General features: G+C 55.9%; 18 protein-coding genes. 13 read left to right on the top strand and 5 right to left on the bottom strand.

What is annotated here, in order from left to right; genetic code table 11:
* Nucleotides 1-347: 347 nt before the first annotated feature.
* Entirely contained in the window at nucleotides 348-1,310 is a 963-nt protein-coding gene (mdh, locus tag GOW16_RS11680; protein ID WP_058273532.1) for a malate dehydrogenase, read from the bottom strand.
* A gap of 160 nt (nucleotides 1,311-1,470) precedes the next feature.
* Between mdh and GOW16_RS11675 the strand changes: the two genes are divergently transcribed.
* A complete protein-coding gene (locus GOW16_RS11675) occupies nucleotides 1,471-2,226 on the top strand; it encodes a sulfite exporter TauE/SafE family protein (protein ID WP_170415025.1) in 756 nt (251 codons plus the stop codon).
* Here the strand turns inward: GOW16_RS11675 and GOW16_RS11670 are convergent, their stop codons facing one another.
* A complete protein-coding gene (locus GOW16_RS11670; RefSeq protein ID WP_170415023.1) occupies nucleotides 2,227-2,526 on the bottom strand; it encodes a hypothetical protein in 300 nt (99 codons plus the stop codon).
* A gap of 170 nt (nucleotides 2,527-2,696) precedes the next feature.
* Here GOW16_RS11670 and GOW16_RS11665 point away from each other — a divergent pair, with 170 nt between their 5' ends.
* The 12 genes from GOW16_RS11665 to GOW16_RS11610 all read left to right on the top strand — a co-directional run bounded on the left by GOW16_RS11665 (nucleotide 2,697) and on the right by GOW16_RS11610 (nucleotide 11,438).
* Nucleotides 2,697-3,554, top strand: a complete 858-nt coding sequence (locus tag GOW16_RS11665) for an HpcH/HpaI aldolase/citrate lyase family protein (RefSeq protein ID WP_170415021.1) — start codon at nucleotides 2,697-2,699, stop codon at nucleotides 3,552-3,554.
* Between the two features lie 6 nt (nucleotides 3,555-3,560).
* Nucleotides 3,561-4,115 (top strand): NnrU family protein, encoded by a 555-nt coding sequence (locus GOW16_RS11660; RefSeq protein WP_170415019.1) that lies wholly within the window; start codon nucleotides 3,561-3,563, stop codon nucleotides 4,113-4,115.
* Nucleotides 4,116-4,127: 12 nt separating this feature from the next.
* Nucleotides 4,128-4,334 (top strand): DUF1737 domain-containing protein, encoded by a 207-nt coding sequence (locus GOW16_RS11655; protein WP_170332370.1) that lies wholly within the window; start codon nucleotides 4,128-4,130, stop codon nucleotides 4,332-4,334.
* Nucleotides 4,334-5,362, top strand: coding sequence for a MaoC family dehydratase (locus tag GOW16_RS11650; protein ID WP_170415017.1), 1,029 nt, complete (start codon nucleotides 4,334-4,336; stop codon nucleotides 5,360-5,362). The genes GOW16_RS11655 and GOW16_RS11650 overlap by 1 nt, the downstream gene beginning before the upstream one ends.
* A gap of 57 nt (nucleotides 5,363-5,419) precedes the next feature.
* A complete protein-coding gene (locus GOW16_RS11645) occupies nucleotides 5,420-6,082 on the top strand; it encodes a DUF1194 domain-containing protein (RefSeq protein ID WP_170415015.1) in 663 nt (220 codons plus the stop codon).
* Nucleotides 6,083-6,282: 200 nt separating this feature from the next.
* Nucleotides 6,283-6,666: a succinate dehydrogenase, cytochrome b556 subunit gene (sdhC, locus tag GOW16_RS11640; RefSeq protein WP_170415342.1), complete on the top strand. Its 384-nt coding sequence runs from the start codon at nucleotides 6,283-6,285 to the stop codon at nucleotides 6,664-6,666.
* 11 nt (nucleotides 6,667-6,677) lie between these two features.
* Nucleotides 6,678-7,049 carry a succinate dehydrogenase, hydrophobic membrane anchor protein gene (gene sdhD / locus GOW16_RS11635; protein WP_170415013.1) on the top strand — a complete coding sequence of 124 codons (372 nt, stop codon included), beginning with the start codon at nucleotides 6,678-6,680 and terminating at the stop codon, nucleotides 7,047-7,049.
* A 25-nt stretch (nucleotides 7,050-7,074) separates the two neighbouring features.
* The gene (gene sdhA / locus GOW16_RS11630; RefSeq protein ID WP_170415011.1) at nucleotides 7,075-8,883 is read left to right on the top strand and encodes a succinate dehydrogenase flavoprotein subunit; all 1,809 of its coding nucleotides are present in this window, start codon (nucleotides 7,075-7,077) and stop codon (nucleotides 8,881-8,883) included.
* 114 nt (nucleotides 8,884-8,997) lie between these two features.
* Nucleotides 8,998-9,609 carry a class I SAM-dependent methyltransferase gene (locus GOW16_RS11625; protein WP_170415008.1) on the top strand — a complete coding sequence of 204 codons (612 nt, stop codon included), beginning with the start codon at nucleotides 8,998-9,000 and terminating at the stop codon, nucleotides 9,607-9,609.
* Between the two features lie 7 nt (nucleotides 9,610-9,616).
* A complete protein-coding gene (locus tag GOW16_RS11620; protein ID WP_170415005.1) occupies nucleotides 9,617-10,300 on the top strand; it encodes a hypothetical protein in 684 nt (227 codons plus the stop codon).
* Nucleotides 10,301-10,373: 73 nt separating this feature from the next.
* A complete protein-coding gene (locus GOW16_RS11615) occupies nucleotides 10,374-11,153 on the top strand; it encodes a succinate dehydrogenase iron-sulfur subunit (RefSeq protein WP_170415001.1) in 780 nt (259 codons plus the stop codon).
* Between the two features lie 138 nt (nucleotides 11,154-11,291).
* Entirely contained in the window at nucleotides 11,292-11,438 is a 147-nt protein-coding gene (locus GOW16_RS11610; RefSeq protein ID WP_170414998.1) for a hypothetical protein, read from the top strand.
* Between the two features lie 277 nt (nucleotides 11,439-11,715).
* Here the strand turns inward: GOW16_RS11610 and deoD are convergent, their stop codons facing one another.
* The 3 genes from deoD to GOW16_RS11595 all read right to left on the bottom strand — a co-directional run bounded on the left by deoD (nucleotide 11,716) and on the right by GOW16_RS11595 (nucleotide 14,855).
* Nucleotides 11,716-12,426 (bottom strand): purine-nucleoside phosphorylase, encoded by a 711-nt coding sequence (gene deoD / locus GOW16_RS11605; RefSeq protein WP_170414995.1) that lies wholly within the window; start codon nucleotides 12,424-12,426, stop codon nucleotides 11,716-11,718.
* A gap of 22 nt (nucleotides 12,427-12,448) precedes the next feature.
* Nucleotides 12,449-12,763, bottom strand: coding sequence for an H-NS histone family protein (locus GOW16_RS11600; RefSeq protein ID WP_170414992.1), 315 nt, complete (start codon nucleotides 12,761-12,763; stop codon nucleotides 12,449-12,451).
* Between the two features lie 124 nt (nucleotides 12,764-12,887).
* On the bottom strand, nucleotides 12,888-14,855 hold the full coding sequence (locus GOW16_RS11595) for a protein meaA (RefSeq protein WP_170414989.1): 1,968 nt from the start codon (nucleotides 14,853-14,855) through the stop codon (nucleotides 12,888-12,890).
* Nucleotides 14,856-14,969 lie beyond the last annotated feature (114 nt).

Raw genomic sequence — 14,969 nt, 5'->3', positions numbered from 1 at the left:
CTGACTACGATTAAACCGTTATAGGGGTGTCTAGGGCACAAGGTTAAAGGGTTTTTTGACAGGAAAGCGGTTTTTCACGAAGATTTTCATTATTTGTGATCACAGTATTTTTGCGTGTGATCACAAAAGGTGGAAAAGGCCGTCCTATTGATTCGTCGACGACGACGGCCTTTAGAATAAAGAGAGAATTCAGCTAGCGCTAAACCTAGCCGTCAGGCCGTAGTGGCGGTTTCAAACGATTGAGCACCACCGGCCGTGATGCATCAATTCGGTGGCGAGACTACTTTTAAAAACAAAACCCGGCTCGCCAAAGACGAACCGGGTTCCAGTTTATCGTTCTGGACGGATCAGGCCAGCGAGCTGTCAATGCCCTTGCAAGCTTCGATCAGGCCTTTGACTGCGTTGACCGAGTTGTCGAAACCGGCCTGCTCGTCTTCGTTCAGCTTGATGTCCACGATCCGTTCGACGCCACCGGCACCGATCACGGTAGGTACGCCAACATACAGGCCGTCTACGCCCAGCTCACCGCTGCAATAGGCGGCGCAGGGAAGAACGCGCTTCTGGTCTTTCAGGTACGCTTCTGCCATTTCGATCGCCGAGGTGGCGGGCGCGTAGTAGGCCGAACCGGTTTTCAGCAGGCCAACGATCTCGGCGCCGCCATCACGGGTGCGCTGAACGATCGCGTCCAGCTTGTCCTGTGTGGTCCAGCCCATCTCGACCAGATCGGGCAGCGGGATACCGGCAACGGTCGAGTAACGCACCGACGGCACCATGGTGTCGCCGTGGCCGCCCAGAACGAATGCGGTGACGTCGCGCATCGAGACGTTGAACTCTTCCGACAGGAAGTGTGCGAAACGAGCCGAGTCCAGAACGCCTGCCATGCCACAGACCTTGTTGTGGGGCAGGCCCGAGAACTCACGCAGAGCCCAGACCATCGCATCCAGCGGGTTGGTGATGCAGATCACGAACGCGTCGGGTGCGTGGGCTGCGATGCCTTCGCCAACCGACTTCATGACTTTCAGGTTGATGCCCAGCAGGTCATCGCGGCTCATACCGGGTTTGCGGGCAACGCCAGCGGTGACGATGCAGACGTCCGCGCCTGCGATGTCGGCATAGTCGCTGGTGCCGGACATCGCTGCGTCGAACCCTTCCGAAGGGCCGGATTCAGCGATGTCGAGCGCTTTGCCCTGCGGCAACCCGTCTGCGATGTCGAACAGGACAACGTCACCCAGTTCTTTGACAGCTGCAAGGTGTGCAAGCGTGCCGCCGATGTTCCCCGCGCCGATCAGCGCAATCTTGGGTCTGGCCATTTGGAAAATCTCCGGTCGGAATTGAAATCGCGGCTGTGCTAGTCGCTAAATGGCTTTCGCGCAAGTGTTCAGCGGCGCGGCATGCAACCGCATACAGTTTGCGCTGCCCTGTCTGATTGCGCTAAAGGGCCAGTGACACAAGCCTAAACCGGGACGCGACATGTTCGAATTGAACCTGATGTTTTTTGTTGTGGCGATCCCGGCTGTGATCTTTGCGGGTATTTCCAAGGGTGGCTTTGGCTCGGGTGTGGCCTTTGCATCTTCGTCGATTCTGGCGCTGATATTGGAACCGGGGCAGGCTCTGGCCCTGATGCTGCCGATCCTGATGGTGATCGATGTCGCGACTTTAGGACCCTATTGGAAACGCTGGAACTGGCCGGATTCACGCTTGTTGATCCTGGGCGCCGTGCCGGGCGTGGCTTTGGGGGCATGGCTGTTTCGTGCCACCGACGATGATCTGTTGCGTCTGTTGATCGGGGCAATCTCAATTGGATTTGTCGTCTGGCACCTCAGCCAGGCCAAAGGCTGGGTGCGCGGGTTTATCAATCGCCTGCCACCACCTGCCGGTTTGCTTGCAGGGCTGGTCGCCGGGTTTACCAGTTTTGTCAGTCATGCAGGCGGTCCGCCCGCCGCTGTGTACCTGCTGTCGCAACGTTTGACGAAAACCGAGTTTCAGGCCAGCACGGTTCTGGTCTTTTGGGTCATAAATATCACGAAATTCGTGCCCTACGCCTATCTGGGTATGTTCACATGGAACACCGCATGGGCCGATCTGCTATTGACCCCTTTTGCAATTCTTGGGGCATGGCTGGGCGTCCGGGCGCATTTCATGCTGTCCGAACGCCTTTTTTTTGGCATTGCCTACGTGCTGCTTACGCTCACCGGCAGCAAACTGATCTGGGACGCACTGACCTGATCAGACATTCGGCGGCAGGGCTTCGGCCGTCATTTCATAAGCCTGCCCCGAGGCGACAAGGCAGGTTATACCGTCTGGCAGCGTCACCGTGATGGTCCAGCTGCCGCTTTGTTCCGACGCATAAAGCTCCATCACGGCGCCTTGGCGCGCGATGCCGAGCCCTTGGCGCGTTTCCCCATAGGATTCGGTCAGTCGTTTGATCACCTCGTCACGGGGCGCACAGTTGCGAGCGTGCACCTGCTGTGCCGCAAGAACCATCATCCCAAGGCCCATTGTCATATTCAGAAGTGTCTTTTGCATGTCCGACCCTTTTCAATTTCATTTGCCGGTCAGGGTGCCGTTGCGGGACCGAAATTCGGTAAAGGGAACGCGCGTTGCGTCGCAAATGCTGCGATGCGGCGATTTTGCGCTTGAACTTTCCGGCAAAAAATGCCCCATTCCGCGCAACTTTATTTCTTCGGGAGAAGCCAATGGATCCGCGCCAGCGCCCCTATCGCTCTGTTCTTTACATCCCCGGTTCAAAAGACCGGGCGCTGGACAAGGCGCGCACCCTACCTGTGGATGCGATCATTTTTGACCTCGAAGATGCGGTGGCTGCGGATGAAAAGGAAAATGCGCGCGCAACGCTCAAGACGGCTCTGGCTGCGGGCGGGTATGGCGAGCGGGTCAAGATCGTGCGCATCAACGGGCTGGACACAGAATGGGGCCGGGCTGACGCCGAAGCGGTGCGCGAGATGGATGCAGACGTTGTACTGTTGCCCAAGGTGAACTCTGCTGCGGATGTGGATACGCTGGCCGCAATCACAGGCGATTTGCCGATCTGGGCGATGATGGAGACACCGCGCGGAATGCTGAACGCAGCCGAGATCGCCGCCCATCCGCTGATGGCGGGCTTCGTCATGGGTACCAATGATCTGGCGAAAGAACTGCAAACCCGCTTCCGCCCGGACCGCCTGCCGCTGATGACTTCGCTGGGTCTGTGTCTGCTGGCCGCCAAGGCCGAGGGCCTGATCATCGTCGATGGTGTCTATAACGCATTCAAAGACGCCGAAGGTCTGGCTGCCGAATGTGCGCAGGGCCGCGACATGGGCTTTGACGGCAAGACATTGATCCATCCTGCGCAGGTCGACGTGACCAACGCAGCCTATGCGCCATCAGAGACCGAGATTGATTTGGCCCGCCGACAGATCTCCGCGTTTGAAGAGGTCGAGGCACAAGGTCAGGGCGTTGCCGTAGTTGACGGCAAGATCGTGGAAAACCTGCACGTTGTAACTGCCCGCGAAATTCTGGCAAAAGCGGAGGCAATTACGGCTTTGCAAGCGGGGTAAGCCAGCATGGGCTTTGTTCTTCTGATTCTCGGCGTGGCACTATGGTGGGCCGCGCACCTTTTCAAACGTGTGATGCCGGCGCAGCGAGCCGCGATGGGCAATGCGGGCAAAGGCGTGGTCGCGCTGGCGCTGGTGGCGTCGATCCTGCTGATGATCTTCGGCTATCGCATGACCGACTTCATCTATGTCTGGGCGCCGCCGTCCTTCATGATCCACATCAACAACCTGCTGGTGCTGATCGCCATATACATGATGAGCCCCGCCGGAACCAAAGGACGTTTGCTGAACAAGTTCCGCCATCCGATGCTGGGCGGATTCAAGCTGTGGGCTTTTGCGCATTTGTTGGTGAACGGCGATCTGGCTTCGGTCATCTTGTTCGGTGGATTGTTGGGCTGGGCCGTGGTCGAAGTGATCGTGATCAACAAATCCGAACCTGACTGGACCCCCGGCGAACCCGGAACCTATGGCAAGGATGCGATGTTCTTTGTGGCCTCGATCGTGCTGCTGGGCATTATCGGCTATATTCACGGGCTGGTTGGCCCGTCACCGTTCCCCTCGTAAGGATTCGACATCATGGCAAAACTTTATCGTCTGCTGACCGAGGAAGACACATCCGCTTTCTGCCACAAAGTGTCAGATGCGCTGGCAAAAGGGTGGGAGCTGTATGGCGACCCGTCCTATGCCTATGACGAAAACAGCCGCATGATGCGCTGCGCGCAGGCCGTGACCAAAGAGGTCGAGGCCGACTATTCACCTGACATGAAACTGGGACAGCAATAATGGCAAAAACCAATCCGGGCCGCTTTTTCGAGGACTATTCCATTGGTCAGGTGTTGCACCACGCTGTGCCGCGCACAGTGACCAACGGTGAGCGGGCGCTGTACCATGCTCTCTATCCTGCGCGGCATGCGCTGTATTCCTCGGACGAATTCGCCCGGAATTGCGGCTTGCCGCAAAGCCCGATTGACGACTTGGGAGCATTCCATGTGGTGTTCGGCAAGACCGTCCCGGATGTTTCACTGAACGCAGTTGCCAATCTGGGCTATGCCGAGGGGCGCTGGCTTAAGCCGGTCTATCCCGGTGACACGCTGCGTTCGGAATCCGAGGTGATCGGCCTCAAACAGAACTCGAACGGCAAAACAGGCGTTGTCTGGGTGCGTACGCGGGGTCTGAACCAGCGCGACGAAGTTGTCATTGAATATGTGCGCTGGGTCATGGTGCGGAAATCGGATCTGGATGCGCCCGCGCCCGAGACTGTGGTGCCCAAGCTTAAAAAAGCGCTGGAGCCACAGGACTTGGTGGTGCCCGCAGGGCTTGATTTTTCCCGCTACGATTTTGCCCAAGCTGGTGAAGCACATCGCTGGGGCGACTATGAAGTGGGCGAAATCATTGACCACGTCGATGGCGTTACGGTTGAAGAGGCTGAACACATGCTGGCCACCCGCCTGTGGCAGAACACGGCCAAGGTGCATTTCGACCTGACCTTCCGTCCTGACGGGCGGCTAATCTATGGCGGACACGTGATTTCCATGGCACGGACCCTGTCGTTCAATGGGCTGGCAAATGCGCAAATGATCGTCGGCCTGAACGGTGGCGCGCATGCCAACCCCTGCTTTGCAGGTGACACGATCAAGGCGTGGTCCGAGGTTCTGGACAAAGCAGAAACCGCCGTTCCGGGCGTCGGTGCCGTGCGCCTGCGGTTGGTCGCCACCAAAGGCGGCGCGCCGTTTGAGTTGAAAAATGAAGAAGGCCGGTATTTGCCAAATGTTCTTCTGGACCTCGACTATTGGGCGTTGATGCCGATCTGACACAAGTAGTGACATTCATTTGATCGCAGCCAGCGCCAATCGTGTTAGGCTGTGGTCATGACCTTGCTTCGCACGATAGCTGCCTGCGTCTGTTTGGCGCCCCCTGCTTATGCTTGCGATCTGGCATTGGCGCTTGCCGTGGACGTCTCGGGATCGGTCGATTCGACCGAATATCGTATCCAGATGGATGGTCTTGCTGCCGGCCTGCGTGACCCTATCGTGTCCGAGGCGTTGGTGCGCGGGAAAGCTAGGGTAATGCTGGTACAGTGGACAGGATCCTCTCGTCAGATGGTCACTGTTCCTTGGACACATATCGACAGTTTTGAGGCAATTGATCAATTTGCGCTCAGGGTTGCCGATGATCCGAGGGTCTGGCGCAACTTTTCCACCGCAATTGGCGAAGCGCTGGAAACGACGATGTCCTATTTCGATGAGGTGTCGGATTGCAAACGCCACCTGATCGATATCTCTGGCGATGGCGTGTCCAACGAAGGAGTTGAACCTTCGGAAGTGCATCGAATTCTGCGGACCCGAGGCGTGACTGTGAATGCAATCGCAATCGAGGAAAGCGAACCGGACCTGACCGCCTATTTCTTCGAAAACGTCATCGTCGGCGAGGGCGCATTTGTCGTCTCAGCCTCTGGGTTTGCTGATTACCCCGAGCGTATTCGAAAGAAACTGCTGCGCGAAGTGACCCAGCAAACGGCTGAATTGAAGTAGTCGCGCAACAGATTCGGGCTTGCAGGCGCTAACATCTCGAATGATGGAAAACATTTTGTGATCACGAGCTTATTTTGTGTGATCACATAGTGCAAATATCCGTCATTTTGCGTCAATTATCAGCTTTTTTGCATCTGCAGCACGTGACAGAACCGCAAAAAACGGTAAAACCTTCGGAAGCCAATCGTAAAGGAGCCAACATGGCCGATGTAAATCGGGGCAATCGCCCTCTTTCACCTCACCTCACGATCTACCGTCCCCAGTTGACTTCAATGACATCGATCCTTGTGCGCATCACGGGTATTGCGTCGCTGTTGATCGCATTCTTTGTCGTCTGGTGGTTTTTGGCAGCGGCAACATCTGAATCGTCGTTCAATGTCATCGACGGGCTGATGAGAAGCTGGCTGGGTGATCTGGTGATGTTTGGGGCGACCTGGGCGATTTTCTATCACATGCTCGGCCGCCTGCGTCACGTGATCTGGGATCTGGGCTATTGTGTGGATGTCGGTATCTCCGAAAAGCTGGGGATCGGCATGCTGGTGCTGGCCACCATCCTCGCATTCATCACAGCAATTGCGGTTTAAGGAGTCTGGCCATGAATTACCTCACTGACCGCAAACGCGCGCAGGGTACCGGTGCTGGCGGCGAAGGCACACATCATCACTGGCAGATGATGGTCAGCTCGGCCGCTCTTGTCATTCTGGTGCCGCTTTTCGTTTTCGTCTTCGCAAGCGGCTTGGGCAGATCCTACGAAGAGGTTCTGGCCTATTACAGCCGCCCATTCCCGGCGATTGTAACCGGGCTTACTTTGGTCGTCGTCATCATCCATCTGGTACGTGAGACGCAGGTTGCGATCGAAGACTACGTCCATGGTGTCGCAGAAAAGCTGAGCCTCATGGCCGTCGCGGCGTTTGGCTACACATTGATAGCTGCCGGGCTGTTTGCCCTGATCAAGCTGGCTCTGTGAAACGCGCGGTAAGGAAAAAAATCAAATGACAGCTGCATACGAATACGAAACACACGAATATGACGTGGTTGTTGTCGGCGCTGGCGGCGCTGGTCTGCGCGCCACGCTGGGCATGGCTGAACAGGGTCTGCGCACGGCTTGTGTGACCAAGGTGTTCCCGACACGCTCACACACGGTTGCCGCACAGGGCGGTATCGCCGCGTCGCTGTCCAACATGGGCCCCGACCACTGGCAGTGGCACATGTATGACACCGTCAAGGGCTCGGACTGGCTGGGTGACACCGACGCGATGGAATACCTTGCGCGTGAAGCGCCTAAGGCCGTGTACGAGCTGGAACACTACGGTGTGCCGTTCAGCCGCACTGAAGAAGGCAAGATCTATCAACGCCCGTTCGGTGGTCACACCACCGAATTCGGCGAAGGTCCTGCCGTGCAGCGGACCTGTGCTGCTGCGGACCGGACCGGTCACGCGATTCTGCACACTCTCTATGGTCAAAGCCTCAAGAACAACGCCGAGTTCTATATCGAATACTTCGCCATCGACCTGATCATGTCCGAAGACGGGCAGTGTCAGGGTGTCGTCTGCTGGAAGCTGGACGACGGTACGATGCATGTCTTCAACGCTAAGATGGTGGTGCTGGCAACCGGCGGTTATGGCCGCGCCTATTTCAGCGCAACATCGGCCCATACCTGCACCGGTGATGGTGGCGGTATGGTGGCCCGCGCGGGTCTGGCCCTGCAGGATATGGAGTTCGTGCAGTTCCACCCGACCGGCATTTACGGCTCGGGTTGCCTGATTACCGAGGGCGCGCGCGGCGAGGGTGGCTACCTGACCAACTCGGAAGGCGAACGGTTCATGGAGCGCTATGCGCCCCAGTACAAGGACCTCGCGCCCCGCGATTATGTCTCGCGTTCGATGACAATGGAGATCCGCGAAGGCCGCGGCCATGGTGATGGTGGTGACCACATTCACCTGAACCTCAGCCACTTGCCTGCAGAGGCACTGGCCGAGCGCCTGCCGGGCATTTCGGAATCGGCGCGCGTCTTCGCGGGCGTCGACGTCACCAAGGAGCCGATCCCGGTTCTGCCAACCGTTCACTATAACATGGGCGGTATACCGACGAACTACTGGGGTGAGGTTCTGAACCCGACAGCCGACAACCCGACCGCGGTTGTACCCGGCCTGATGGCCGTAGGCGAAGCGGGCTGTGCCTCGGTTCATGGCGCGAATCGTCTAGGCTCAAACTCACTGATCGATCTGGTGGTCTTTGGCCGGGCAGCTGCGATCAAAGCAGGCAAGGTTGTTAATCCCGAGGCACCGAACCCGGTTTTGAATCAGGCATCGGTCGATAAGGCGTTTGACCGCTTCGACGCGGTGCGCAACGCCAGTGGTGAGATCGCGACCGCAGATCTGCGTCTTGAGATGCAGAAAACCATGCAAGAAGATGCCGCCGTCTTCCGTACAGCTAAAACCATGGCCGAAGGCGTCGAAAAGATGACGGCGATCGCCGCCAAGATGGATGACCTGAAAGTCAGCGACCGTTCGCTGGTCTGGAATAGCGATCTGATGGAGACGTTGGAGCTGACCAACCTGATGCCAAGCGCTCTGGCCACGATTGTCGGAGCCGAGGCCCGCAAAGAGTCCCGCGGTGCGCACGCGCATGAGGATTTCACCGAGCGTGACGATGAAAACTGGCGCGTTCACACAGTGTCCCGGGTGGATGGCAACAAGGTCGAACTCAGCTATCGTCCGGTCATTGTCGATCCGCTGACAACCGAAGATGAAGGCGGCATCAGCCTCAAGAAAATCGCGCCCAAGGCGCGGACTTTCTAAGGGAGGATATCCGAAAGGCGCTGCAATGATTCAATTCGCTGAGGAAATAGGACAAGACACTTTCGGGGACGACAGACATTGTATCTGTGGTTCCAGAAAGGTTGTTGTGCACAAATGAGCCGATTTTCCTCAACTGAATATTGGATCGACCGATACGCGCAGGGAAAAAACTCTGGCGCAGGGTCTTATGGCCGTCTGTCTGTGTACAAAGCCAACTTCATAAACACCTTTGTCGAAGCCGAAGGCATCCATTCGGTTGTCGAACTTGGTAGTGGCGACGGAAATCAGGCCAGTCTTTTTGATATCGCACAATTCACAGGCCTGGATGTATCGGAAGACTGTGTGCGCAATTGCAGTGCTCGGTTTGCAAACCGCCCGGGCTGGACTTTTTTGAAAGCAGATGCGGAAGTCGAAGCGCATGATGCAGCTTTGTCCCTGGATGTCGTTTATCACTTGGTAGAAGACGATGTATTCGAAGCGTACATGCACCGACTGTTTTCTCTGGCAAAGCGGTATGTGGTGATTTACGCGTCTGATTTCGATCTCACGCCGTCAGCCCGGCATGTGCGTCACCGTGCCTTTTCCAAGTGGATCGCGGATCGGATGCCGAATTGGAAATTGTATTGCGAAGAAACCAACCCGTTCAATCGGGATGGCCACGGAAATTCGCGAAGACATAGCTTCGCGTCGTTCAAGGTTTTCGAAAAGGTGAAAGATGGTGATTAGAGCGCATATGGCATCGTACCCGTTGCGGGAAAAAATGCTGCCGTTGGCGGTGGAGTCAATCGTTGATCAGGTGGATGCGCTCTACCTGTGTCTGAACGAATGGCGGGACGTTCCGGCTGAGTATCGTGACCACCCGAAAATTCATGCCTTTGTGCCGGAAACCGACCAAAAAGACGTGGGTAAGTTTTTTACGACACCCGAAAAGGACGACATCGTTTTCTTCGTTGATGATGATCTGATTTACAGCGATGCTTTTGTGGGCCACATGATCCGGCGTCTCGAAGAAAAGGGACCTGATAAAGTTGTTTTTGGTACCCACGCGTCCACTTACACCGAAAAATCCCCGACAAGTCACCGGCAAAGAGATGTGGTAAAGGTTGGCCAACGGCTGCGTCAAATTCAGCGGGTCGATCAGCTTGCAACCTGCGGCATGGTTTCGTTGGGCAAGAACGTTGCCCCCTATGAATACATGAAAGACAGTCAGAAATTCGTTGATGTACGCTATGCGCGTTGGCTTTACGAAAACGGCGTCGAAAGCTGGGCAATTGATCGGCGACGGGGATTTGTGAGCCGTATCCCTGCAGAACGAGATCACGAGACGATCTTCAAAACGTTCACCAAACGAACACCTCCAGCCGTGCTTGAAGAAATATCTGTTTTTGCATCACGTGCCAATGAAGCGGCGGAATGACTATGCGCTTACCTTCTCTTGGAACGTCAAAGCACACAGTGTTGTCTAAGCTACACGCCAAAGGACTTGATTGATGGTACAATTGACCCTCCCTAAAAACTCCCGGATTACCACTGGGAAAACATGGCCAAAGCCCGAAGGTGTGAAGAACGTTCGCAAGTTCCAGATCTATCGATGGAACCCGGACGATGGGCAGAACCCGCGCGTCGACACGTATTTCGTCGATATGGACAGCTGTGGCCCAATGGTTCTGGACGCGCTGATCAAGATCAAGAATGAAATCGACCCGACCCTTACCTTCCGCCGGTCCTGCCGCGAAGGCATCTGCGGGTCCTGCGCGATGAACATCGACGGGATTAACACGCTGGCCTGTATCTATGGCATGGATGAAATTAAGGGCGACGTGAAGATCTATCCGCTGCCGCATATGCCGGTTGTCAAGGATCTGATTCCTGATCTGACTCATTTCTACGCGCAGCATGCCAGTATCATGCCGTGGCTGGAAACCAAAACCAATCGCCCCGCGAAAGAGTGGAAGCAATCCATTGAGGATCGCAAGAAGCTGGACGGTCTTTATGAATGCGTCATGTGCGCCAGTTGCTCGACGTCGTGCCCCAGCTATTGGTGGAACGGCGACCGCTACCTTGGACCCGCCGCGCTTTTGCACGCGTATCGCTGGATCATCGACAGCCGTGATGAAGCTACCGGTGAGCGTCTGGATGAGTTGGAAGATCCTTTCAAGCTGTATCGCTGTCACACAATCATGAATTGCGCCAAGACCTGCCCGAAGGGGCTGAACCCGGCCAAGGCGATCGCTGAAATCAAAAAGATGATGGTTGATCGCGCAGTTTAAAGCGTATGAAAATCATGCACTTGCCGCTTTGCGGCAGGTGCATGTCGAGATTGCAGATTTGTGCAATGTGTCGACTCTTGTTCCAGACTATCTTTGTGAACAGGGAGGAGTGATGTAACCGAAAACGGGATCGCTCCGATGCAAAACCAATTACTGCAATCCAAGACAAGCGCCGTCGAAGCCTTGGAGCTTCTGGATCAAGCTTGGGCCTACTATTCGCCCAAGCCAGCAAAGGTGGACGCTAAGCGAGAGCCGGAACTTTTCGAATACGCAAACGCGGCTTGAGTCGACATCAGGCTTGCAGCAGACGTTCAAAATGGGTCATGCATGAGCATGCCTATTTTGCTTCTCATCCTGGCGGGCGGAGTTTTCGCCTATTTCCTGTGGCGCTCGCGCACCTCGTCGCTGAGCCGCGACTGCCGCTGGAGGCAGCACCGCAAAGAAGGCGTGTGGGTGTGTGCGTTCTGTGGCGCGCAGCAGAAAGGCAGCGACGCGCCAATTCAATGCCTTAAGGGTCAGTAGCGCCATAGGCAGGGCGGTTTCCCACCCTGCTTGTCAGCATTTATGCCGTCGGAAATGCCGCCTTCAGTGCGATTTCAACCATATCGCCAAAGCTACGCTCGCGATCGGCCGAGGGCAGAGCCTCACCAGTCAGCAAGTGGTCGGAAACGGTTAAAACTGCCAATGCGCGGCACTTGTGGCGGGCCGCGAGAATGTACAATTCCGCAGCTTCCATCTCGACCCCAAGGATGCCGTGCCGAACCATCTGTTCGTTCAGATCGGGACGTTCATCATAGAACACATCCGACGAGTAGATGCTGCCGACATGGGTTGGTGTGCCTTTGTCAGCTGCCGCCCGAGCCGCCGACTGAAGCAGGCCCCAGTCGGCGCATGGCGCGAAATTCAGCTCTTTCATGATGCCGCGCGACGGTGTGCTCAGCGTGGTCGACGTCATCGCAAGAATCACATCGCGGACATTCACGCTGTCCTGCATCCCCCCGCAAGAACCGATGCGGATTAACGTTTTGGCGCCGTAGTCCCGGATCAGTTCGTTGACGTAAATCGACAAGGACGGCATGCCCATACCGCTGCCCTGGATTGTGACAGGATTGCCTTTCCAGCTTCCGGTGAACCCCAGCATGCCGCGCACGTTGTTGACTTGCTTTACATCGTCCAAAAACGTTTCCGCCGCCCATTTTGCACGATAAGGATCGCCGGGCAAAAGAACAGTTTCTGCGATGTCGCCTTTTTCGGCTCCGATATGAATTGTCATTTGGATCAGTTCCAATCAGATATTAGATTTCGAGATCCGAGATATCTGCTCCGGATTTCAATGCGTCATGAATCCATTGAGGTTTTCGGCCGCGACCCGACCAGGTTTGTTTTGGATCTGCAGGGTTTCTATATTTTGCTTTTGTAGTTTTTCCGGATGAAGAATTGTCTTTTGCCAATTCTGACAAAGAAAACCCAAATTCCGCTGCTGCTTTTTCCGCGGCTTTTAGCGCCTCTTTTCGTTCACGCTTTTCAGCGTCGATTAGCGCTTTTTCGACTTTATCGCGCAATTCAAGTAGTTCTTTACGCGACATCTTTTCAAGATTTGCTCCCGCCATTCACCCTCTCCCTGGATTTGGCTATTACCGGTATCCCCGATGGCACACCGTAATTCCAAAGAAAAGGATTATCTATCCCCTTTCATTGAGGGGATATAATAAGGACCGTCGATAACGCTCAGTATTACTCGGCGGCGAGGTTTTGCGGATCTACCAGTGTGACAATATCGCCCATGATTGCATTCAGTTCAAAATTCTTGGGCGTATAGATTTTTGCGACACCCATTGCAGTGAGCTTTGCGGCATCGTCATCAGGGATGATACCACCGACAATCACCGGAATATGATCCAGCCCGGCTTCCCGCAGCCGGTTCATGACATCCTGCACAAGTGGAATGTGGCTGCCGGACAGAATTGACAGACCGATCACATGCGCGTCGTCTTCACCAGCGGCGGTTACGATTTCCTCGGGCGTCAGGCGAATACCTTCGTAACTGATGTCCATACCGCAATCACGCGCGCGGAACGCGATCTGCTCGGCCCCGTTCGAATGGCCGTCAAGACCCGGTTTGCCAACCAGGAATTTCAGGCGACGGCCCAACTTGTCGCTGACCGCATCCACCGCCGCCCGTAGATCTTCCAGGCCTTCGGTCTTGTTCGAAACTGAGCCCGAAACACCGGTTGGCCCGCGGTACGTGCCGTAGACCTTACGCATTTCTTCGGCCCATTCGCCCGTAGTCACGCCCGCCTTCGCAGCAGCGATTGACGGCTCCATAACGTTGGTTCCGTTTTGCGCCGCCGCGCGTAGCGCCGCCAAGGCGGATGCAACAGCGGCGTCATCGCGCTCTTGCCGCCATTCATTCAGGCGCGCGATCTGTTCTTGTTCGACAGCGGGGTCAACGACCATGATGCCGCCATCTTCGGTCTGCAGGGGCGACGGTTCGCCTTCGATCCACTTATTCACACCGACAACGACAGTTTCGTTCCGTTCGATGCGGTTCAGGCGCTCAGCGTTTGAATCAACAAGTCGTGATTTCATGTATTCGATCGATGCAACCGCGCCACCCATCGAATCCAGATTGGCCAGTTCGGCGCGTGCGCCCTCTTTCAACTCTTCGACTTTTGCGTCTACGGCGGGGTTACCGTCGAACAGGTCGCCATATTCCAGAAGATCAGTCTCATAGGCTAGAATCTGTTGCATCCGCATGGACCATTGCTGATCCCAGGGGCGGGGCAGGCCCAGTGCTTCGTTCCATGCAGGCAATTGCACAGCGCGTGCGCGTGCTTTTTTCGACAGTGTCACGGCCAGCATCTCGATCAGGATGCGGTAGACGTTGTTTTCTGGCTGCTGCTCGGTCAGCCCCAACGAGTTGACCTGAACGCCATAGCGGAACCGGCGGAATTTCGGGTTTTCTACGCCGTAGCGTTCGAGCAGGATTTCGTCCCAAAGATCGACGAATGCGCGCATTTTGCACATTTCGGTGACAAACCGGATACCAGCATTCACAAAAAACGAAATCCGTCCACAAAGGGCTGGAAAATCCTCGGTGGGAACACGAGGGCGCAGTTCGTCCAGAACGGCGATGGCTGTGGCCAGTGCATAGGCCAGCTCTTGTTCCGGTGTCGCGCCGGCCTCTTGCAGGTGATAGGAACACACGTTCATCGGGTTCCATTTTGGCACGTTGGTATAGCAATACTCTGCCACGTCCGCGATCATCTTGAGCGACGGTTTGGGTGGGCAAACATAGGTACCGCGGCTCAGGTATTCCTTGATCAGATCGTTCTGTACCGTGCCTTGCAGCTGCGAGACATCTGCCCCCTGTTCTTCGGCCACGGCGATGTAAAGTGCAAGCAGCCATGGTGCTGTCGCATTGATTGTCATTGAGGTGTTCATCTGTTCCAACGGAATCTGGTCGAACAGAACCCGCATGTCGCCCAGATGGCAGACAGGCACGCCAACTTTGCCGACTTCGCCGCGCGCAAGAGTGTGGTCGCTGTCATATCCGGTCTGAGTTGGCAGATCGAAGGCAACTGACAGACCCGTCTGGCCTTTTGCCAGGTTCCCGCGATACAACGCGTTCGACGCTTTGGCGGTGGAATGACCGGCATAGGTTCGGATGAGCCAGGGGCGATCTTTCTGCGTCTGCGTCATTGCTGGACCTCGTGTCTCGGTTGGGCAAGAAAATTACGTTCCCGGCTTCTAAAGCGCAATTTTCGGGATATGTCAATTCGCTGCGTCGCGGCATATCAGGTTCTTCAGATTGTA

It is taken from the genome of Ruegeria atlantica (genome assembly GCF_013033965.1).
Lineage (GTDB): Bacteria > Pseudomonadota > Alphaproteobacteria > Rhodobacterales > Rhodobacteraceae > Ruegeria > Ruegeria atlantica_D.
Note: the sequence above shows the minus strand (reverse complement) of the source record. Positions and strands in the feature narration are given on the sequence as shown.